Annotated in this window: 16 protein-coding genes; 5 read left to right on the top strand and 11 right to left on the bottom strand. The window is 69.0% G+C overall.

All coding sequences use genetic code 11. The annotated features are described in order from the left end of the window. Nucleotides 1–5 precede the first annotated feature (5 nt). Nucleotides 6–362: an ArsR/SmtB family transcription factor gene (locus P8A20_RS25275; RefSeq protein WP_109879344.1), complete on the bottom strand. Its 357-nt coding sequence runs from the start codon at nt 360–362 to the stop codon at nt 6–8. 131 nt (nt 363–493) lie between these two features. After that, complete coding sequence (locus tag P8A20_RS25270) at nt 494–1,567, bottom strand: flavin-containing monooxygenase (RefSeq protein ID WP_055643692.1); 1,074 nt, start codon at nt 1,565–1,567, stop codon at nt 494–496. Between the two features lie 115 nt (nt 1,568–1,682). On the opposite strand from P8A20_RS25270, the gene P8A20_RS25265 reads away from it, so the two are divergent. The 3 genes from P8A20_RS25265 (at nt 1,683) to P8A20_RS25255 (ending at nt 5,744) form a co-directional block, all read left to right on the top strand. Continuing rightward, a complete protein-coding gene (locus P8A20_RS25265; protein ID WP_107411316.1) occupies nt 1,683–3,080 on the top strand; it encodes an NAD(P)-binding domain-containing protein in 1,398 nt (465 codons plus the stop codon). Next, nucleotides 3,077–4,306, top strand: a complete 1,230-nt coding sequence (locus P8A20_RS25260; RefSeq protein WP_107411317.1) for an MFS transporter — start codon at nt 3,077–3,079, stop codon at nt 4,304–4,306. Before P8A20_RS25265 ends, P8A20_RS25260 begins: the two co-directional genes overlap by 4 nt. 397 nt (nt 4,307–4,703) lie before the next feature. Beyond that, nucleotides 4,704–5,744 carry a C40 family peptidase gene (locus P8A20_RS25255; RefSeq protein WP_107411318.1) on the top strand — a complete coding sequence of 347 codons (1,041 nt, stop codon included), beginning with the start codon at nt 4,704–4,706 and terminating at the stop codon, nt 5,742–5,744. 81 nt (nt 5,745–5,825) lie between these two features. On the opposite strand, the gene P8A20_RS25250 is transcribed toward P8A20_RS25255, so the two are convergent. From P8A20_RS25250 to P8A20_RS25230, 5 genes are all read right to left on the bottom strand, one after another. After that, nucleotides 5,826–6,737, bottom strand: coding sequence for a M56 family metallopeptidase (locus P8A20_RS25250; RefSeq protein WP_107411319.1), 912 nt, complete (start codon nt 6,735–6,737; stop codon nt 5,826–5,828). Continuing rightward, complete coding sequence (locus P8A20_RS25245; RefSeq protein ID WP_055643687.1) at nt 6,734–7,105, bottom strand: BlaI/MecI/CopY family transcriptional regulator; 372 nt, start codon at nt 7,103–7,105, stop codon at nt 6,734–6,736. The genes P8A20_RS25250 and P8A20_RS25245 overlap by 4 nt, the downstream gene beginning before the upstream one ends. A gap of 252 nt (nt 7,106–7,357) precedes the next feature. Beyond that, nucleotides 7,358–8,152 carry an alpha/beta fold hydrolase gene (locus P8A20_RS25240; RefSeq protein WP_107411320.1) on the bottom strand — a complete coding sequence of 265 codons (795 nt, stop codon included), beginning with the start codon at nt 8,150–8,152 and terminating at the stop codon, nt 7,358–7,360. Between the two features lie 200 nt (nt 8,153–8,352). Continuing rightward, nucleotides 8,353–10,617 (bottom strand): heavy metal translocating P-type ATPase, encoded by a 2,265-nt coding sequence (locus tag P8A20_RS25235; RefSeq protein WP_107411321.1) that lies wholly within the window; start codon nt 10,615–10,617, stop codon nt 8,353–8,355. Between the two features lie 91 nt (nt 10,618–10,708). Next, complete coding sequence (locus tag P8A20_RS25230) at nt 10,709–10,990, bottom strand: heavy-metal-associated domain-containing protein (RefSeq protein ID WP_055643684.1); 282 nt, start codon at nt 10,988–10,990, stop codon at nt 10,709–10,711. A 180-nt stretch (nt 10,991–11,170) separates the two neighbouring features. Here P8A20_RS25230 and P8A20_RS25225 point away from each other — a divergent pair, with 180 nt between their 5' ends. Beyond that, complete coding sequence (locus P8A20_RS25225; protein WP_055643683.1) at nt 11,171–12,136, top strand: DUF8832 domain-containing protein; 966 nt, start codon at nt 11,171–11,173, stop codon at nt 12,134–12,136. Between the two features lie 86 nt (nt 12,137–12,222). Here the strand turns inward: P8A20_RS25225 and P8A20_RS25220 are convergent, their stop codons facing one another. The 4 genes from P8A20_RS25220 to P8A20_RS25205 form a co-directional block, all read right to left on the bottom strand. Then, nucleotides 12,223–12,945 carry a hypothetical protein gene (locus P8A20_RS25220; RefSeq protein ID WP_055643682.1) on the bottom strand — a complete coding sequence of 241 codons (723 nt, stop codon included), beginning with the start codon at nt 12,943–12,945 and terminating at the stop codon, nt 12,223–12,225. 218 nt (nt 12,946–13,163) lie between these two features. Next, nucleotides 13,164–14,465: an MDR family MFS transporter gene (locus P8A20_RS25215; protein WP_107411322.1), complete on the bottom strand. Its 1,302-nt coding sequence runs from the start codon at nt 14,463–14,465 to the stop codon at nt 13,164–13,166. Next, nucleotides 14,462–15,583, bottom strand: coding sequence for a PLP-dependent cysteine synthase family protein (locus P8A20_RS25210; RefSeq protein ID WP_055643680.1), 1,122 nt, complete (start codon nt 15,581–15,583; stop codon nt 14,462–14,464). The genes P8A20_RS25215 and P8A20_RS25210 overlap by 4 nt, the downstream gene beginning before the upstream one ends. A gap of 1,832 nt (nt 15,584–17,415) precedes the next feature. Continuing rightward, nucleotides 17,416–18,801, bottom strand: a complete 1,386-nt coding sequence (locus P8A20_RS25205) for an MFS transporter (RefSeq protein WP_055643678.1) — start codon at nt 18,799–18,801, stop codon at nt 17,416–17,418. A gap of 94 nt (nt 18,802–18,895) precedes the next feature. Here P8A20_RS25205 and P8A20_RS25200 point away from each other — a divergent pair, with 94 nt between their 5' ends. Next, nucleotides 18,896–19,498, top strand: a complete 603-nt coding sequence (locus P8A20_RS25200) for a TetR/AcrR family transcriptional regulator (RefSeq protein WP_107411324.1) — start codon at nt 18,896–18,898, stop codon at nt 19,496–19,498. Nucleotides 19,499–19,757 lie beyond the last annotated feature (259 nt).

The following is a 19,757-nucleotide window of genomic DNA, read 5'->3' as shown; positions in this document are numbered from 1 at the left end:
GGAGGTCAGGCGGCGGCAGACAGCAGCTGCCCCATGGCCGCGAGGACAGAGGGCTCCACGCGGTAGTAGACCCACGTTCCGCGCCGCTCAGAACTGAGCAGGCCAGCCTCCCGCAGCTTCTTCAGGTGATGGGAGACCGTCGGCTGGGAGACGCCCACGTCGGAGATGTCGCAGACGCACGCCTCGCCGCCCTCGTGCGACGCGACAGCGGAAAAGAGGCGCAGGCGGACCGGGTCACCGAGCGCCTTGAACATCTTCGCCGTCCGCTCGGCCTCCTCCGCACTCAAAGGCCGTTCGGTCAGCGGCGGGCAGCACGGCACGACAGCCTGCTCCAGCACGGGCAACGACCTGAGATTCGACATACGCCTATGTTGACACACATCGAATCAGCGGGCGAGGGGTGGCAGCCCACGCCCCTGCGAGCCGGCCGGGCCGGGGGCGGGGCGGGGGGCATCTTGCCCCTGACCCGCCCCCAGCCTCGCGGGCCGGCGGCTCAAAGGCCGGCGGCGGCCGGTGCCTTGCGGATGTGGGCGGCTAGGGGAGGAATGACGTATGCGGCGTCGCGGCCCACACCGCGCAGAGTGTTGGAGGCGAAGGACCGCTGGAATTCCAGACCCAGGTAGACCAGGCCGGGATGGGTCAGGGACAGTCCGCCGCGGTGCAGCGGCATGCCGTCGGCGTCCAGGGCGCCGAGCGGCTTGAGATAGTCCAGGCTGGACCGGTATCCGGTGGCCAGCAGCACGGTGTCGGTCTTCTCGCGGCTGCCATCGCCCCAAACGACCGCGTCGCCTTCGAGGGCGGTGAACATCGCGCGCCTGGCCAGGTGACCGCTCTCCAGGGCCTTCCGGTAGCGACCGCCGTCCAGGACGAGGGTGCCACCGATGTAGTGGATCAGCCAGGCCGGCGGCAGCTGGTCGAACCCGGTGGACGTCAGCCAGTGGTGCACATCCCGGCCCTCCCGTATCTGTGCGAGGAACTGCACGGGGTTGCGGCTGGCGAGCGTCACGTCAGCCACTTCCGCGAGTTCGTAGCCGACCTGGACAGCGGTATTGCCGCCCCCCACGACAATGACCCTCTTGCCCGCATACGGTGCGGGGCGGCGGTAGTCGGCGGCGTGCACCACCTCACCGGTGAAGCCCTCCTGGCCAGGCAGGGCGGGCAGCAGTGGATTACCGAAAGCGCCCGTGGCCGCGACGATTCCGGCCGCCTCCACCCTCCGGCCGTCGGCGATTGTCACGCTGAACCCGCCCCCGTCGTGCTCAACGCTGACGACGCGGGTACGCGTACGGACTTCGACATCCAGGCGGTCCGCGTAGCGGCTCAGGTAATCAACCACGTCATCCCGGTGGGGATAGCGGTCTCCGTCCCCGCCGAATGGCAGGCCCGGCAGGGCGCTGAACCGCGCCGGGGAAAACAGCGTGAGGCTGTCGTAATACCGCGGCCACGAACCGGTCGCACGGTCCGAGGCTTCCAGAACGACCGGCCGGAGCCCCTCCCCCACCAGAGCTTCGGCAGCAGCAAGGCCGGACTGCCCGCCGCCGATCACCACAACATCGAATTGCTCCATCACGCACTCACACCAGTCTGGGTTCGACGAATGTCTATGTTGACGTCTATCAATACAGGTGCCATGCTGGCCGTGCAAGCCATCGACGGACGTCGAAACAATCTGGGGAGTCACCGTGAACGCGCCCACCACCGCCCTGCCCACCGTGGTGATCGGAGCTGGCCCCGCCGGCTTGGCTGCCGCCGCCCACCTCACCGGGCACGGTATGGAAACCCTGGTCCTGGAGGCCGGCCCCACAGCGGGCAGCGCGGTGCGCGAGTGGGGGCACGTGCGGCTGTTCTCGACGTGGTCCGAAGTTGTGGACCCGGCCGCCGAGAAGCTCCTGTCCCCCACTGGCTGGACTGCGCCCGACGGCGACACCTACCCCTCCGGCGCGGACTGGGCGGAGAAGTACCTCCAGCCGCTCGCCGACCTCCTCGGCGACAAGGTCCGCTACGGCACCACCGTCACCGGCGTCTCCCGCCTCGGCCGCGACCGCATCGTCGACGCCGACCGTGAGCAGCAGCCCTTCACCGTGCGCATCAAGAGCGCGGACGGCACCGAGGAGCGGATTCTCGCCCGAGCCGTGATCGACGCCTCCGGCACCTGGTCCACCCCCAGCCCTATCGGCGCCGACGGACTTCCCGCCCTCGGCGAGCACGCTGCCTCGGCGCGGATCTCCTACCGCATCCCCGACCTCAAGGACCCCGCCGTCCGCGCCCGGTACGCCGGGAAGCGCACCGCCGTCATCGGCTCCGGTGCCTCCGCCTTCACCTCTCTCGCCACGCTCGCCGACATCGCGAAGGACGAACCCGGCACCCACTCCGTCTGGATCCTGCGACGTGGGATCAGCGGCTCCACATTCGGCGGCGGCAGCGCAGACCAGCTCCCCGCCCGTGGCGCCCTGGGCCTGGCGGCGAAGGCCGCTGTCGACAACGGGTATGCCGATGCAGTCACCGGTTTCCGCACCGAAGTCATCGAGCGCAGTGACGACGAGCGCCTGACCCTGGTGGCTGAGGACGGGCGCCGCCTCGACCCGGTGGACGAAGTCATCGTCCTGACCGGGCTGCGCCCCGACCTGTCGTTCCTGTCCGAGCTCCGCCTTGGTCTGGACGAGCGCCTTCAGGCACCGGTGGAGCTCGCCCCGCTGATCGATCCCAACCAGCACTCCTGCGGCACCGTCTATCCCCACGGCCACCGCGAACTGTCCCACCCCGAGCAGGGCCTCTACCTCGTCGGCATGAAGTCCTACGGCCGCGCCCCCACCTTCCTCGCCATGACCGGATACGAGCAGGTCCGCTCCATCACCGCAGCCCTCGCCGGTGACGTGGAGTCCGCCGACCGCGTCGAGCTCACTTTGCCTGAGACCGGAGTCTGCGGCGGCGCCGGGCTCTTCGACGATCCTTCTGCGGGAGAGGCGGACGGCGGCGGTTGCTGCGCTCCGGCACCCGCTCTGGTGCAGATCGGTGCTTCCTCGCCCGCCTCCGCTGCGAGTGCCGAGGAGCCCGCGCCGTCCGGTGGCTGCTGCGCGTGACCGAGATCGACGCCCGCGGGGCCGCGACCGGAACAGAGGACCGGTCGCGGCCCCGCGCCGTACTCCCAGCCCTGTGCGCCACACAGATCACCAGCTGGGGCATCGTCTTCTACGCCTTCCCCGTCCTCAACCCCCAGATCACCGCAGACACCGGCTGGTCGGCCGGGGCGACCACGGCAGCGTTCTCCCTCGCCCTGCTCATCTCCGCCTTCGCCGGAATACGCGTGGGCCGGATCATCGACCACCGCGGCCCCCGTACCGTCATGACAGCCGGCTCCGTGGTCGGCGTACTCGGCATCCTCGTCATCGCCGCCGCCCCGAACCTGCCGGTCTTCTTCGCCGGTTGGGTACTGGCGGGCTTCGCCATGGCGGCCACCTTCTACCAGCCCGCCTTCGCCGCCATCACCCGCTGGTGGGCCCCCGACCACGTCCGCGCACTGACCATCGTGACCCTTGCCGGCGGACTGGCCTCCACCCTCTTCGCACCCCTCACCGCAGCACTGGCCGAACACCTTTCCTGGCGCGCGACCTATGCCGTGCTCGCCGTCGTCCTCGCCGCCGTCACCATCCCCGCCCACGCCCTGGCACTCAGAGCCCCATGGCCCCCCGCGCCGTCCCCCTCGGTGGCGCATGCCGGAGCATCCGCGGAAGAAGCGGCCCGCAGCCGCCCGTTCCGCGTGCTCGCGGTGGCACTCACGCTCTCCGCCTTCGCCGTGTCCGCCGTGGTCGTCGCCCTCGTCCCCCTGCTCCTGGAACGCGGCTACTCGACCAGTGAGGCGGCATGGGCTCTGGGACTGGGCGGCGCAGGACAGACCCTCGGACGCACCCTGTACGCAACCCTCGCCCGCCGCACCGCAGTCACCGCCCGCACCACCACACTGATCGCCCTCGGCGGCCTCACCACCGCCGCACTCGCGATCACCCCCGGCCCGTACGCCCTCCTGATCGCTCTTTCGATCATCGTCGGAATGGTCCGCGGCAACCTCACCCTGCTCCAAGCCACCGCGATCACCGACCGATGGGGCACCACCCATTACGGCCGTCTGTCGGGACTCCTGGCGGCACCGACCACCACCGCCTCCGCCCTCGCCCCCTTCGCAGGAGCTGCACTGGCGATACGGCTGGGCGGCTACCCCCAATTGTTCGGAGCGTTGGCAGCTGTTTCCGTAATCGCCTCCGTGGCCGCACTTCGCGCCGCTCCGCGTAGCACTGTCCCTGGTCGGTAGGGGCGCGCTGACGGAACCAGGAAAGCTGGCCTCGCCCGCTTCCGAGGCCGGTACATCCGTAGCACCAGCCCGCTGGCCGGCGCTGGCATAACTGCTGTGCCCCGTCCGGTGGGCGGTGCACAGAGACCTCTTCTCAGCCTGCCGACAGGACCATGCCGACGGGTCAACCCACACCGACGAGCCTCTACATGCACTGCAAGCGGGGCTGAGCTTACGGCGACGACATTGAAACTAAGCTACTTAACAGATTAGTGTGATGCCTCGAACCTCTGCACGGTCGGCCGCTCAGCCGGGGCGGCAGCGGGGGGTGCCGCCACATCCGCCACCTTCAGGCGGGTCAGGCGGGGGCGTCGTCCCTCGCTGGACAGGCGGGTTGAGCAAGAAGGAGTTCGCCTCAGTGGCGTCCCACCGTCGTCCTAAGCAGCAAACCCGGAGCTTCGCGACCGCGCTCTCCGTGACAGCAGCGGCGGCCGTCGCCCTGTCGACACAGTCGGCTTCGGCCGACCCCCTTCCCGACCCGAACAAGAAGGGCGTCAAAGCTCAGGTCGACCGCCTGTACGAGGAAGCCACGCAGGCTACCGAAAAGTACAACGGCGCGAAGGAGAAGTCCGACGGGCTCCAGAAGCAGGTCACCAATCTGCAGGAGGCGACCGCGCGCAAGCAGGCTGAACTCAATGAGCTGCGCGGCAGCCTGGGAGCGGCAGCGGCGGCACAGTACCGGTCCGGTGGACTGGACCCGTCGGTACAGCTCTTCCTCTCAGCGGATCCTGACGCCTACTTGGAGCAGGCGTCAGGTCTCGACCGCATAAGTTCCAGGCAAGCCACCGCCCTGGAGCAGTACCTGAAGCAGCAGCGTGCGCTCCAGCAGCAGCGCAGCCAGGCATCGCAGAAGTTGAAGGATCTCGACGACACACGCAAGGAACTGGGGACCAAGAAGAAGGAGATCCAGGCCAAGCTGACCGAGGCGCAAAGGCTGCTGAACACGCTGACCGCCAAGGAGCGCGCGAAGATCACCGATGAAGAGGACCGCGCCAACCGCTCCAGCGACCGCGTCGACCTCGGCAATGAAGCCAGCGCGTCCCAGCGCACCGCCTCGGCATTCAGCGCGGCCAAGAGCCGCGTCGGCATGCCCTACGTCTGGGGAGCGACCGGCCCGAACTCCTTCGACTGCTCCGGACTGACCTCCTGGGCGTTCCGCCAGGCCGGGGTCTCCCTGCCTCGCACCTCCCAAGCGCAGGCCAACGCCGGAACCCGCATCAACTCCCTGAGCGCCCTCAAGCCCGGCGACCTCATCATCATGCGCAGCGACCTGAGCCATGTCGGCTTCTACGCCGGCAACGGACAGATACTTCACTCCCCCAAGCCCGGCGCTCAAGTACGGTACGAGTCCATCGCCCGCAGCGGGATGCCCTTCATGTGGGGCGTACGGATCAGCTGACGCACCACAAGCGAACTGGCGAGATCCGAAGACCGCTTCAGTGAAAGCGCCCCGGCGCCCCGTGAGATCGTGCGGGCGACGTCAGGCGAGGTTCGGCGGGCACGCCAGGAGCAGGGGAAGCAGCGGGGCAACAGCGGCAGCGACAGCCGCAGCGCCGATGACGACGGGGTGAGGATCACCGTCCGGTCCCAGAACGCGGCGCAAGCGGATGAGCACGGTGTGGCCGCCCACCGCGAAGGCGCCCCGCGGGGCGCGCACCGCCGCCATCTCGTACATCGCGGTGGCGAAGACGGCATGCGAGTGCGTACGCACCGCGCGGTCGTCGGCGATCATCTCCAGCAGGAGTGCGGTCTGTTCCCTGGCGTGCCGTGCCAGTGGCACCCACCGGAACACTGAAACGAATGCCTCCGCTGTCGCCAGCACCAGATGGTGGCGGCCTGCTACGTGGGCCCGCTCGTGTTCCAGGACAGCGTCGAGCTGCCGAGCCGAGAGCAGCCGCACAGCCGAATCGCTGACGACGATTCGAGGAGCGTGCCCGGGCAGGCAGTAGGCCGCCGGGGCGCCGTACGGAAGCACCGTCGCGTGCAGGCGGTCCGAGCGGTAGCCCACGATGTCCAGGGTTCTCCGGTGCCGGTTACGCGCCCTGCGCGCTCGCACCACATGCCATACGAAGCTGCCGAACAGCGACAGCAGAACGACTCCCGGGAGAGCGGTTGCCAGTTGTTCCGCGGTGCCAGGGTCCGGCCTGCCGACGCCATCATGCAGTCCGCACGCGTGCAGCACACCAACGAAGCCAGCGTGAAGATGTTCCGTGGGAGTGGCGAGGTGGTACGCCGTAAGCGCGGCCGAGAGGGAGAACGACAGCGCCAGGGCCTGCCACACGAGCACCGCCAGGACAGGTGCTCGGTGCGGCCATTTGCTGCGCAGCATCAGTGGGGGCGCAGCGAAACCGACCATGGCCATGTAGCCGATCAGGGCCGGTGCCGCGTTCATTCCTCGGCCTGCATACCGACAGTCCGCAGCGCTTCACGCAGCGCGGCCACCTCTTCCTCCGACATGTTTTCGACGAAGTGAAGAAGAGTGGCGGGGCGGTCGGTGCTGGCGCCCAGGCCGTCCTCCATGAGCGCCGCCGCGTATGCCTCACGGCTGCGGACCGGCGTGTAGAGCCAGGCCCGCCCCTGCTTCTTGTCGCGCAGCAGCCAGCCCTTGCTGTGGAGGATGTTGGTCACCGTCATCACGGTGCTGTAGGCAACAGGCCGCTGAGTGTTGATGTCGTCAACGATCTCGCGGACGGTCGCCGGACGGTCCCACGCCCAGAGACGGTCCATGATCTCCGCCTCCAGATCCCCCAGCCGTCGCATGACCCCGTTCCTTCCTCAGCGTATTTGCGAACTCATAGTAGGTGCCGACGGGACGGCCTGCCGCTGCGCCTGCGGTCCGAGCCGGGCCGCACCCGCTTCCCTAAGAACAGCTCGGACCGCAGAGATCGAACTCACGGACTGTGCAGGCCCAGGTGCACCAGGACATGGAGTACAGCAGTCCGGCCTCGTGATCGTTCTTGCCGAAGTCCGTCGCAGTGCTTGTCTCCGAGGCCAGACACGCTGTGTGCACGGTCAGCGATGTGTGATCAGAAAGTCCCGGATGGCTGGTGCCAGAGCTTCGGCCAGGTCCACCGCCGTTTCCAGGCTGGCTGACAGGGATACGTCGGCGAGATGACCGTGCGGCAGGATGCGAGCTGCCTCGCTGGCCAGGGCTGCGGGGTGGCGTGCGTCGGCACCCGCAATGACCAATGTGGGCACGGTGATCGAAGCCAGTTCGGTGACTTGGGTGAAGGCCCGGTCTCGGCCGATGGCACAGGCGGCGGCGATGCTCGCCGGGTGCGAACGCGGAATGGCATCACGTACGAGGGCCCCGATGACGGGAGCCAGCATGGGCAGAATGGGCTCCCATGCCGCGTCGATGCCGCGCTGGTTCACGCGTACGGCGAACGCATCGAGCATCGCCGACTCCGCTTCCTTTGCAGCGTCGTCCTCGATGTCTTCCATGCTGATGACCACGGCGGCACGGATGCTGTCCGGGCAGGCGGCTGCGGCCCGCAATGTGACGGTGCCGCCCAGCCCTGTACCTCCCACTACCGCCCGGTGCCATCCGAGATGGCCCAGCAGGGCCTCGACATCGTCGGTGTACTGGGCCCAGTGGTGACGGTCAGGGTCAGTGCACACCGAGCGGCCGTAGCCGCGCACGTCGGGCAGGACGACGCTGAAATCGTCGGCGAGCAAACGTGCAAGCGGCAGCAGGCTGTAACGGTCGGGGCCGCCGCCGTGCAGCAGGACAATTCCCGGTCCTTGCCCGAGCGCCGTGGCATGCAGTTGGCAACCGTCGCTGCCGTGATAGACGAAGTCGCGCATCTCTCTCCCTCGAACAGCGCACCGGCCGGCTGAAGCAGGCCAGGGTCCTCCCAGACGACCCCGCCCCAGCAAGAGCACGGCCAGCACCGTACAAATACTGGCCGGGTATTCAGCATCCAGGACCGTCGCTCGGCGCTAGTGACATCGCGTCGGCGGGGCCGGGCCGGATGGCCCGGCCCCGCCGACGCGATGTTGCGTCCTCAGTTGGCGGCGCGGAAGCTGCGCAGGCGCAGGCTGTTGCCGACGACGAAGACGGAGGAGAAGGCCATGGCCGCTCCGGCGATCATCGGGTTGAGGAGGCCGGCCGCGGCGAGCGGCAGGGCGGCGACGTTGTAGGCGAAGGCCCAGAAGAGGTTCGAGCGGATGGTGCCGAGGGTCTTGCGGGAGAGCCGGATGGCGTCGGCGGCGGCCCGCAGGTCTCCGCGTACGAGGGTCAGGTCGCCGGCTTCGATGGCGGCGTCGGTGCCGGTCCCCATCGCCAGCCCGAGGTCGGCCTGGGCGAGGGCGGCTGCGTCGTTGACGCCGTCGCCGACCATGGCCACGCTGCGGCCCTCGGCTTGGAGCTTCTTGACGACATCGACCTTCTCCTGTGGCATGACCTCGGCGATGACTTCGTCGATGCCGACCTCGGCTGCGACGGCCTCGGCGACGGCCTTGTTGTCGCCGGTCAGCAGGATGGGGGTCAGGCCAAGGTCACGCAGGCGGCGGATCGCTTCGGCGCTGGTCTCCTTGACGGCGTCGGCGACCTCCAGGACCGCGCGGGCCTCTCCGTCCCAGGCGACCGCGATGACGGTCCTTCCCATCCTCTCGGCCTCGGTTTTGGCGCTCCGGAGTTCAGCGGGCAGTTCCATGGCCCACTCGGCGAGCAGCTTCTCGCGGCCGACCAGTACCGCGTGGCCGTCGACGATGCCCTGGACTCCGAGCCCGGGGATGTTCGCGAAGTCCTCGGGGGTGGGGAGCGGACCGACCTTGTCGGCCGCTCCGGTGGCGACGGCCTGGGCGATCGGGTGCTCGGAGGAGTGCTCCAGGGCACCCGCGAGGCGCAGGACGTCGGTCTCGTCCGTGCCGTCGGCCGTGTGCACCTTCAAGAGTGTCATCTTGCCGGTGGTGACGGTGCCGGTCTTGTCGAGGACGATCGTGTCGACCTTGCGCGTGGTCTCCAGGACTTCCGGGCCCTTGATGAGGATGCCGAGCTGGGCGCCGCGGCCGGTGCCGACCATGAGGGCGGTCGGGGTGGCGAGGCCCAGGGCGCACGGGCAGGCGATGATCAGTACGGCGACGGCCGCGGTGAAGGCGGCGGTGAGACCGGAGCCGTTTCCGAGCCAGAAGCCGAGCGTGGCGAGCGCGAGCCCGATGACGATCGGTACGAACACCGCGGAGATCTTGTCGGCGAGACGCTGTGCGGCGGCCTTGCCGTTCTGCGCGTCCTCGACCAGCTTGGCCATCCGGGCCAGCTGGGTGTCGGCGCCGATCCGCGTGGCCTGGACCACCAGGCGGCCACCCGCGTTCAGCGTCGCGCCGGTGACCGTGTCCCCGATGGAGACCTCGACGGGTACAGACTCACCGGTGAGCATCGAAGCGTCCACGGCGGAGGACCCCTCCACCACGGTGCCGTCCGTGGCGATCTTCTCCCCAGGACGGACCAGGAAGCGGTCTCCGACCTGCAAGTCCGCTGTGGGTACGGTGACTTCGCGGCCGTCGCGCAGGACAGTGACCTCCTTGGCTCCCAGTTCCAGGAGGGCCTTGAGGGCGGCGCCTGCCTTGCGCTTGGAGCGGGCTTCGAAGTAACGGCCGGCCAGGATGAAGGCGGTGACGCCGGCCGCCGCTTCGAGGTAGATGTTCCCGGCGCCGTCGCTGCGAGCGATCGTGAACTCGAAGGGGTGGGTCATGCCGGGTGTACCGGCCGTCCCGAAGAACAGCGCCCACAGCGACCACAGGAATGCGGCCGACGTACCGACCGAGATCAGCGTGTCCATGGTGGCCGCGCCGTGCTTGGCATTGGTGAACGCGGCGCGGTGGAAGGGCCAGGCCGCGTAGGTGACGACGGGCGCGGCAAGGGTGAGGGAGAGCCACTGCCAGTACTCGATCTGCAGAGCCGGGATCATCGCCATCGCGATGACGGGTACGGCGAGAACAACGGCGGTGACGAGCCGCTGGCGAAGGGGCCGTAGCTCGATGTCCGCGCGCTCGTCCTCGCTCGGACCGCCCGTCGCTCCGTCCTGTTCGGCCCGCGGAAGGGCGGGCTCCTGGGCGGAGTAACCGGTCGCTTCGACGGTGGCGATCAGGTCCTGCACCGAGATGTCATCGGCGAAGCTGACCTTGGCTTTCTCGGTGGCGTAGTTGACGGTGGCCTCGACCCCGTCCATACGGTTGAGCTTCTTCTCGATACGGGCCGCGCACGAGGCGCAGGTCATGCCGCCGATGGCGAGCTCGACCTGGGCGGTGCCCTGAGTCGTGGTGGACATTTCCTGCTCCTCGTTCGGACGGAACTACGGGGCGGTGGCCGGGGCCCGGCCTGCGAACAGGGCCCCGGCGGCCGGTGGACTGTGGCGCGGGTCAGGCGCGGCCGGAGAGCTCGTAACCGGCGTCGTCGACCGCTGCCGCGATCGCTGCGTCGTCGGACGTGCTCTTGGTGGTGACGGTGACCAGGCCGGCGGTCACGTCCACGTCGACGGCCAGGACCTCGTCCAGCTCGCCGACCGCCTTCGTGATGGCGGTCTTGCAGTGCCCGCAGGTCATGCCTGAGACGCGGTAGACGGTGACGGTGGCGTCCGTGACGGCGGTCGCAGCCTCGCCGGTGCTGGTCGAGCAGGTGCCATCAGGAGTACAGCAGGACATGAGTTCCTCCTCGGATCCTTATACCCCTAGGGGGTATCAGTGCTGATTCCATGTATACCCCCAGGGTGTATTTCTGGCAAGCGCCACGAGAGACGGTCGCTTATACCCCCTAGGGGTATAAGCTCGTGAGTGCGAGGCCACCCAGAGGCCCGCCGGGTACGAACCCCAGAGGGAGCAGCCATGAACACCGCAGTGAAGATCACCGCATTCACCGCCGCACTCGCAGCGTCGTTCGGCGCCGCGTACGGGCTCGGCGGCTCCGTGGACCCGATCGCGGGTGGCACCGAACCCGCCACCCATGCCGGGCATGCGAAGGACGCCCCACCGGAGAGCGGGAGCGGCGACGGCGGCCACACGGCCCCACCGGCGGGAGGGCTCCAGATTTCCGAGGCCGGATACACCCTCGATCTCAAAACCCCTCGCGTGCAGGCGGCACAGACAAGTGAACTGCGCTTCGCCATACGCGACAGGTCCGGCCGACAGGTCACCGCCTACCAGCGAGAGCACGACAAGGAACTCCACCTCATCGTCGCCTCACGCGACCTGGCCACATACCAGCACCTGCACCCCACCAGGGCCAAGGACGGCGTCTGGAGCACCCCCGTCGACCTCCCCGCCGCCGGCGACTACCGGGTCTTCGCGGACTTCACCCCCACGGCGAAGAACGCCACCAACCTCACACTCGGGGCCGACCTCGCCGTCTCCGGGGCGTACAAGCCCGCAGAACTGCCCAAGCCATCCCGCACCGCCACGGTCGACGGGTACTCCGTGACGCTGAACGGCAACCTCCGTCCCGATACAGCGGAAGAACTCACGCTCAGGGTCAGCAAGGACGGGCGCCCGGTCACCGACCTCCAGCCCTATCTGGGCGCGTACGGGCACCTTGTGGCGCTGCGCGACGGTGACCTCGCCTACCTGCACGTCCACCCCCACGGCGAACCCGGCGACGGCACCACCGAGTCCGGCCCGGAAGTCTCCTTCACCGCGACTGCGCCCAGCCCTGCGGCCTATCGCCTCTTCCTCGACTTCAAGCACAAGGGCACCGTTCGCACCGCGGCGTTCACCGTCCACGCCGGAGCGCCAGCCGACACCTCTCAGCTTGACGAGCCGGCGGCCGAGACCGAAGTCGGCGGCCATCAGCACTGAGCATCAAAACGACATGCGAGGTCACAAGACGCCCACGGCCTGCCAGTAGCGCGCGTCGCGTAGAGCAGCCGCGTAACACCAGCGCGTCAGTGGCTGTGCCCGTCATCGATTCCAGATTCCGCTGGGGTTTCCCCTGCTGCCGGCGAGACACTCCCCTCCGGGGATCCGGCGGGGCCCGGCCGATCAGGCTGCGACTGCTGCTCTTCGGACTGAGGTTCCGTGCCGCCCCCGTGGCTGTGGCCACCTGCGCCAGGCTGCTCGGACAGCGCGGACGCCAGTTGGCGCAGTCCGAAGAAGCTGATGAGTACCACCATGAGGACGGAGAGGCCGGCCAGGCCGAAGACGCGGCGCCAAGAGGTTCCTTCGTCCTTGATCACGTATGCCAGGAAGGACAGTGCGATGCCGGCCGGTATGAGGACGGCCGCGCGTGCGGGGAAGTCCTCGAAGTGCTGGAGACCGCCGCTCAGCATGCCGATTCCGAAGGACAGCAGCAGCGAGGCTCCTATGACGACGAGCATCCGCGGCAGGGCCGGCTTGTGCCGGGCGAGGACGAATTCGTTGAGGACTGTGGCGGCGAGGAAGACCAAGACTCCGTACCCGGCGATGCGGGTGTAACGGGTGGGGTCGAGTGGGTGGTGGACCACGGCGCCGCTGATCAGTCCGGCCCCGACGAAGTAGCCAACGTAGCCGAGGTATCGCGCAAGCAGGGCGCTCTTCCGTGAACGGGCCTTGCGCAGGGCCGCTCGCCCGGGTCTCTGTGCGGGACCTTCGAGCGTGGCAGGGCGGTCCGCGAGCTGGGAGGTGGGCACCAGTTGCTCCTTGTTAGGTGGGGTCGTTGAGGCCAGGCGTGGGCGCCCAGGCGGCCTAAAAGGCGGGATTTCGCTACCGCTCGGCGCTGCGGCGCCCAGGGTTCGCAGTAACCGGCTGGGCAGGGGGCACATCAGTGCCCCCGAGGTGGGGGGTCGACCCGGTGCGGGGGAGGTCGGGTGGCACCCGGCCTCCCCCGCACTTGCCACGACCGTTCGGGTCAGGCGGTTGCAGGTACGGACTCGGATGCGGACTTTGGCGTTGCGAGGCGGCCGGTGCGGTCGAGTCCGTACAGCGCTGCTGCGCAGCCGAGGCCCAGCAGGGACAGGACGATCCACGGCAGCGCGGACATCCCGGCGTTGCGGGCAGCGTCAAGGGCGGCTCCGGTAAGGAGGTTCCCGACGGTGATGCCGATACCGCAGATGGTGTTGTACAGGCCGTAGTGGGTGGCGACGAGGCGGTTGCCGGAGAGACGGACGATGGTGTCCATCTCGAACGGGTAGGCGATCATCGTGCCCAGGGCGAGCAGCAGTGCGGACAGCGCGGGTGGCACCGCGGCAAGCAGCCACAGGCCAAGCCCGCCGTCCGGAACCGGCACAGCCGTGGCCAGCAGCAGCGGTACGAACGCCAGCCCCATGGCCAGCAGGCCCCACACGAGTGCGCGGCCGGGCTCCATACGGGCCTTGCACCAGGCAGTCACCCGCGTCTGGCCCAGGATGGTGCTGAGCCCGGACACGGCGAACAGCACCGCCACCGCAGCCGTGCCGAACTGGCCCTCGCCGCCCAGACGTCGCACCTCCAGCGGCAGCGCGAGATAGACCTGGAAGGTCATGACGTACGAGCCGACCATGGCGAGCGAGAACAGCAGGAACGGCCGGTTGGCCAGGATGCCGCGCCACTGCACCAGGACACCCCGGCGGCTGTCCGCCCCGGACTTCGTGTCGTCGGCCCTGCGCGCGGGCAGAGCCCGGATCTGCACGATGCTCAGGACCGCGAAAATCCCGGCGGCTGTGAGACAGGTGACGCGGAAGTCGATGCCGGTCAGCGCCATTCCCACCAGCGGGCCGAGGAGGATTCCGGCCTGGTAGAAGACGTTGAACAGCGCGAACGCCTCCACTCGCCGTTCCCCCGCGTCCGCCGCCAGGTAGGCGCGGGTGGCCGGGTTGAACAGCGCACCAGCCAGACCGGTGGCGGCGGAGGCGGCGATCAGCGCGGGGACCGACTCCACGAGCCCTAGGGTCGCGAAGCCGACGATGCGCAGCACCATACCGGCGATGATCATCGGCTTGTACCCGAACCGGTCGGCCAGGGTCCCGCCGACCAGGAACATGCCCTGCTGGCTGAAGTTGCGGACACCGAGGATCAGACCGACGAGCCACCCGGCCAGCCCGAGGGGCCCGGCCAGGTGGGTGGCGAGGTACGGCATGAGCATGTAGAAGCCGAGGTTGATGGTGAACTGGTTGACCATCAACAGCTGGACACTGCGCTCGTAGGTGCGGACCTGCGCGAGGGTGCTCTTCACCGCGCCTCCCCTGCACCGGTCCGGTCACGCACGTCGTCGCTGCTGAGGGTGAGCGGGTCGACCACGCTCGTACACCGGGCCCATCGGGTGACTTCCTTCTCGTCCAGGCGGCCGATCACGTCGGGCTCGGCAGCAGGCGGGCTGTCGAGCAGACCATGGGCCGCGCAGTAGTCGTCGTCGTAGACGGTGCCGAGGTAGCGCTGAGGCCCGTCGGGGAAGATCGCCGCGATCCGGGTGTCCTCGGGCATCTCGCGGGCGAGCCATCCGGCGACCAGGGCGACCGCGCCGACGCTCCATCCGCCGGTCGCGTAGTGCGAGGCAGCCAGCTGACGGCAGGACCACACCGCTTCGGCCGGGGCGACCCAGTGCACTTCGGAAAAACTGTCGTAGGCGACGTTGCGCGGGTAGATGCTGGATCCGAGCCCGCGCATCAGCCGTGGCCGGGCGGGCTGGCCGAAGATCGTGGAGCCGACGGTGTCCACGCCCACGACTTTCAGATCCGGGTAGAGCTGCCGCAGCACCCGGGAGACGCCTGCAGAGTGGCCGCCGGTACCGACACTGCACACCAGAACGTCGATGTGAGCGAGCTCGGTAGCCAGTTCCAGCGCGAGCGGCGTGTAGGCCGTGGTGTTGTCGGGGTTGTTGTACTGGTCCGGGCACCAGGAATCCGGGTACTGCTTCATGAGTTGGGTGACGCGGTCGCGGCGGGCCTGTTGCCAGCCGCCGGTGGGGTGGGGCTCGGAGACAACGTTGACCTGGGCGCCGTAAGCGGTGAGCAGCCGGGTCATGGACATCTCCAGGCCCGGGTCGGTGACCAGGGTGACCGGGTGGCCGTGGACCATGCCCGCCAGGGCCAGGCCGAGGCCGAGGGTGCCACTGGTGGACTCGATGATCCGCGCTCCGGGCTTCAGATCGCCACGGGCTCGGGCGCGTTCGACCATGTACAGACCGGGGCGGTCCTTTATGCCGCCGGGGTTGAAGCCTTCCAGCTTCGCCCAGAACCCCCGTCCGACCGGAGCGAAGGGCTCGCTGACGTGCAGGAGCGGCGTGTTGCCGACCAGGCCGGACAGGGCGGCGTGGCCGGGCTTGGGGGGATGGGTGACGTTCGGAGAGTGCATCAGTCGGCCCTCATCATTCGGTGAATGGCGCGTCGGGTACTGGTCTCTCGCACGCCGCCCGGCCCCGAACCGGTGATCCGGTCCCACGGGCGGAGCGACGGCCGCGGCATGCTGCGGCGGGAAGAGGCGGCCTACCTCCGCCACCGGCAGAGCGAACACAAGGTTTCTCGGCCTGAGCCAGCTCCTGGCACCGCCACCTGTGCCTGCCGAACGCCGGCGTCAGCTGACGGCGAGCACCCCGTTGTCGCTTCGGGGGCGGTGGCGGCGGACGTCGGCGTACGCGTCTGCTGGCCGGCGACCACAGCGGTGTCCGCGCCGGCCGGCGAGCAGGACGAGTCAGCGGGTGCGGCAGCGTGCGGCAGTTGCTCAACGCCCTGCTGGGCAGCCGAGACCGCGCGGGGCACGCCGTGAGCATCGCTGGGCTCGTGGAGCGGTAGCGCACAGCCGAGGATGCTCAGGAGCAAGCCGCTCAGGAGCAGGGCCATGAGCCGTTGCTGTACCGGTGCGATCACGGGACGTCGGCGAATACGGGTGGGGGACGGCACAGTTCCTCCGCAGGCGGCCGTCGCGCGCCCCAAGGGCAGCGCAGCGGCGGGCGGGACGTTCCATGGCAGGGGCGACGTCGCAGGAACCTGCCTCGCGACACAACGCGGCGCGTCGGAGCAAGGAGAGAGACAGCGACGACCGGCCTCATCGCGCCCACAGCCGCAGAGGGCTGCCCGAAGTCATGTCACACGGGAAGGCGTGGAAGGCCGGGGAAGGTCGCCGGTGCTAGATCTGCAGGACTGTGGCTCTTATCGACGTGCTCGGCAACTGCTTGGCTGCCGCGACGTCACCGAAGGCGATCGGAGTAGGTCGCGGCAGTGCAGGAGCGTCTGCCACGACCAGGGCGCAGAGGCTCGGGACATCCAGAGTCGGTGCCTGCTGCGGCTGACCGGGTACGCACTCCGCAGCCGTATGAGACGAGCCGTCATGCTCACCACCATGGTGATCAGCCGGCCCGTCCTCGACAGCGAGGCCGTGGCCCACGTCCACAGCGGACGCAGTCACGCTAGCGTCCAGGTGAGCGCTGACCGCTTCCTGGCTCACCCCGTGCGCGTATACGAAGGTGAACAGCGTGACGGCCACCCACAGCATGCGCAGCGGACCCGCTGACGAGCGGGCCCGTGCCACACGGGGAGACGACCAAGCCGTGACCATGCCGTGATCCTAGTCGCTCATGCTGCCGTCCATTCGCCGCCCCGGCCTCGAACAGAGCCCGAACAGACGGTCCTGTCCGGACACGCGTATCGGCAACAGCACAGGTGATGAGCAGACGACGGCTTCCGTGAGGGGTCCGAGACGAGCGCAAAAATAGGACGTGCGTCACACCCGGCCTGGGGCGCCACCCATCGGCGCGCTCACGACTGCCTTGGAGTACCGAACGGTCTGCTAGTCGTGCAACGGAGCCGGGCCTCACCGCCCACTCCGGGGAGCGGCAGGCGGCCCCGGGTGCCCAGGCCCGCCCGTCAACAGCTGTTCAGCTATGTCTCTTTGCCCGATACGAGGGCCACCAGGATGTCAGCGACCGGTCGTTCGGCCGCATGCGCCTCCGGCGCTCGGCAAGCAGGCAGAAGGTACGGCCTTGGTCGGAGCTGATCACCAGGCGATCCGCAGTGCCGACTCGTACCTGCGTCCTTATCGACCTCCCGCCGGCCTGCGGACTGACCGGTCACCGAGGGGTGGCGCAGACGGAGCAAGAGCTCGCGCAGGGGCGGAAAGCGAGTGCCCGGGCGGGCTCTCCTAGGGACCCGCAGGGGCGTGGTTGCCGTCGGTTCAAGCGCCGTGCCTGGTCACGGGGAAGGCTTCTTCGGGGTCAGGAAGAAGGTCAGGAGCGCGGCTACGGCAGCGACGACCGCGCCCGCGGCGAACCCGGGGGCGAAAGCAGCTGCGTCACCTCCGGCGATACCGGCTGCGGCCATGCTTGAGACCACAGCAGCTCCCAGCGATGCGCCAAACTCGTGGAACGTGCTGAGAATGCCCGAAGCAAGGCCCGCTTCGTGCGGTTCGATCTGGCCCAGCGCAGTGGCGGAGGCGACCACGAAGAGCACTCCCGTGCCCGCGGCAGCCACCGCGATACCCGCAACCGTGGCTGCCGTGTTCTCCCACAGGGCGGGAGCAGTCATCCCGGCGGCGGCGACCAGCAGGCCCGCCACTCCCAGCGTCCTGGATCCGGTCCGCCCGATGACGCGGCCGGCGGCGTTCGCGCCGATCATGGTTGCCAGTGCCACGGGCAGGAAGAACAGGCCGGTTGCCAGCGGCCCGTGTCCGCGGTGGTCCTGGAGGTAGAAGGTGCCGAGGAAGAACACCATGATCATCAGAGCTGTGGCCACCAGGATCAGCAGCGTGCCCGTGGCCACCGGCCGACGCGTCAGAAGGCGGATGTCCATCAGAGGCGTCGCCGTCCGCCGCTGCCAGGCCGCGAAGGCCCAGTACAGCAGCAGAGCCGCAACCACCAGACCCGCCGTCGCCATGGTGATCCACCCCTTGTCGCCGGCGCGTATCAGCGCATAGGTCAGGGTGCCGGTGGCAGCGGTGACCAGGATCGCGCCCACGGCATCCAGGCGCCCCGAGGTGGCACGCCGCTGTGGCGGCAGGTAGGCCCTCAGTGCGACGACCAGCGCCAAGCCCACGGGGACGTTGACGAAGAACACCCACGGCCAGCCTGGCCCCGCGGTCAGCAGGCCACCCAGCAGCACGCCCAGGGCGGCGCCGCTGCCACCGAGGGACGACCAGATCCCCAGGGCCTTGTTGCGCTCCTCGCCCTCGAAGAGCGTCACGACCAACGACAGGGCCGCCGGGGACAGCATGGCCGCGGAGAGGCCCTGGATCACCCGGCCGGCGAGCAGCATGCCTCCCGATTCCGCAAGACCCGCCAGCAGGGAGGCGCCGGCGAACAGTACGAGGCCGAGAAGGACGAGGCGCCGCGCGCCGAACAGGTCCGCAGCCCGGCCCCCCAGCAGGAGAAGACCTCCGAAGGCCAGGGTGTACCCGCTCACGACCCAGGTCAGCGCCTCGCGCTCCAGACCGAGGTCCGCTCCCAGGTGCGGCAACGCGATGGCCACGACCGTGACGTCCAGGATGAGCATCAGCTGCGCGACGCCGACCAGGCCAAGAATCTTCCACCGACGTGGATCCGGTGTGCGGGTGGGACTGGTGGAGATCTCTGCTTCGCTCACGACGGTCTGCCCCCTTGCAGGTAAGTCGAACAGGCTTGTACGAGTTATGGACGCTACTATAACTCGTACAAGCCTGTTCGACTTATGGAGTGAAATGCCTCGCTCGACACGGCCAGGAGCGCGTCGCGCCGACGCGCAGCACAGCGTCGAGAAGATCTTGGACGCGGCCATCGACTGCCTCAGCCGCAACCACGACGCGAGCGTCGTACAGATCGCGCAGGCCGCGGGCGTCGGCCGAGTCACCCTCTACGGCCACTTCCCCTCCCGGGAGGGTCTCGTCGAAGCCGCCCTGGCACATCTGCTGGAACGCGGCGAAGAGGTCCTGTCCGGGCTGGACCTGACGGGCGAGCCGGCCCAGTCGTTGCGCGAGCTCATCGACTCCAGCTGGCTGCTCATCGCGCAGTCCGGTGCGATGCTGGAGGCCGCTCAGAAGGTCCTGCCTCCCGGACGCATCCATGAACTGCACGCCGGACCCGAACAGCGTGTGCGCGAACTCATCGTGCGAGGGCAGGCACAGGGCGCGTTCCGTGACGACCTTCCCGCCGCCTGGCTGGCCAGCGCCCTCCACCACGTCCTCAAGGGCACGGCCGCGGACGTCAGGAGCGGCGCCATGACCGCGGAACAGGCCCCGGAGTTCATCGCACAGATCACTCTCGCCGCCTACGCGCCCCAGCCGAGCTGCTCGAACAGGCCATGACCTGCGTACCCCCCTCCCGTTGGGCGCAAGTGGCACTTCACCGGCTGACCCGATGGGACATCCATCCAGGGTGCGGACTCGTGGGGGTGACGCTCGGACCAGTGACTGGTGGTACGCGCGAGCCGAGCCTCCGACCGATGGTCGGCGCTCCGGCCAGACGACCCAACCTGCTGCAACTGACCCCCAGACGCCGGGTGGATAGGTCCACCTCATGGATCTTGACCGCTTCGGCGACGCAGCGGAGGCTCACGGACGGGAT

Origin of the sequence: Streptomyces sp. Alt3 (genome assembly GCF_030719215.1) — a bacterium.
In the GTDB taxonomy this organism is placed as follows: domain Bacteria; phylum Actinomycetota; class Actinomycetes; order Streptomycetales; family Streptomycetaceae; genus Streptomyces; species Streptomyces glycanivorans.
This window is presented reverse-complemented; position numbering and strand designations above follow the sequence as displayed.

Excerpts from the sequence above, each read along its gene's own strand:
- P8A20_RS25275 (WP_109879344.1), bottom strand. The coding sequence starts at position 362 with ATGTCGAATCTCAGGTCGTTGCCCGTGCTGGAGCAGGCTGTCGTGCCG.
- P8A20_RS25270 (WP_055643692.1), bottom strand. The coding sequence starts at position 1,567 with ATGGAGCAATTCGATGTTGTGGTGATCGGCGGCGGGCAGTCCGGCCTT.
- P8A20_RS25250 (WP_107411319.1), bottom strand. The coding sequence starts at position 6,737 with ATGAACGCGGCACCGGCCCTGATCGGCTACATGGCCATGGTCGGTTTC.
- P8A20_RS25245 (WP_055643687.1), bottom strand. The coding sequence starts at position 7,105 with ATGCGACGGCTGGGGGATCTGGAGGCGGAGATCATGGACCGTCTCTGG.
- P8A20_RS25240 (WP_107411320.1), bottom strand. The coding sequence starts at position 8,152 with ATGCGCGACTTCGTCTATCACGGCAGCGACGGTTGCCAACTGCATGCC.
- P8A20_RS25235 (WP_107411321.1), bottom strand. The coding sequence starts at position 10,617 with ATGTCCACCACGACTCAGGGCACCGCCCAGGTCGAGCTCGCCATCGGC.
- P8A20_RS25230 (WP_055643684.1), bottom strand. The coding sequence starts at position 10,990 with ATGTCCTGCTGTACTCCTGATGGCACCTGCTCGACCAGCACCGGCGAG.
- P8A20_RS25225 (WP_055643683.1), top strand. The coding sequence starts at position 11,171 with ATGAACACCGCAGTGAAGATCACCGCATTCACCGCCGCACTCGCAGCG.
- P8A20_RS25210 (WP_055643680.1), bottom strand. The coding sequence starts at position 15,583 with ATGCACTCTCCGAACGTCACCCATCCCCCCAAGCCCGGCCACGCCGCC.
- P8A20_RS25200 (WP_107411324.1), top strand. The coding sequence starts at position 18,896 with ATGCCTCGCTCGACACGGCCAGGAGCGCGTCGCGCCGACGCGCAGCAC.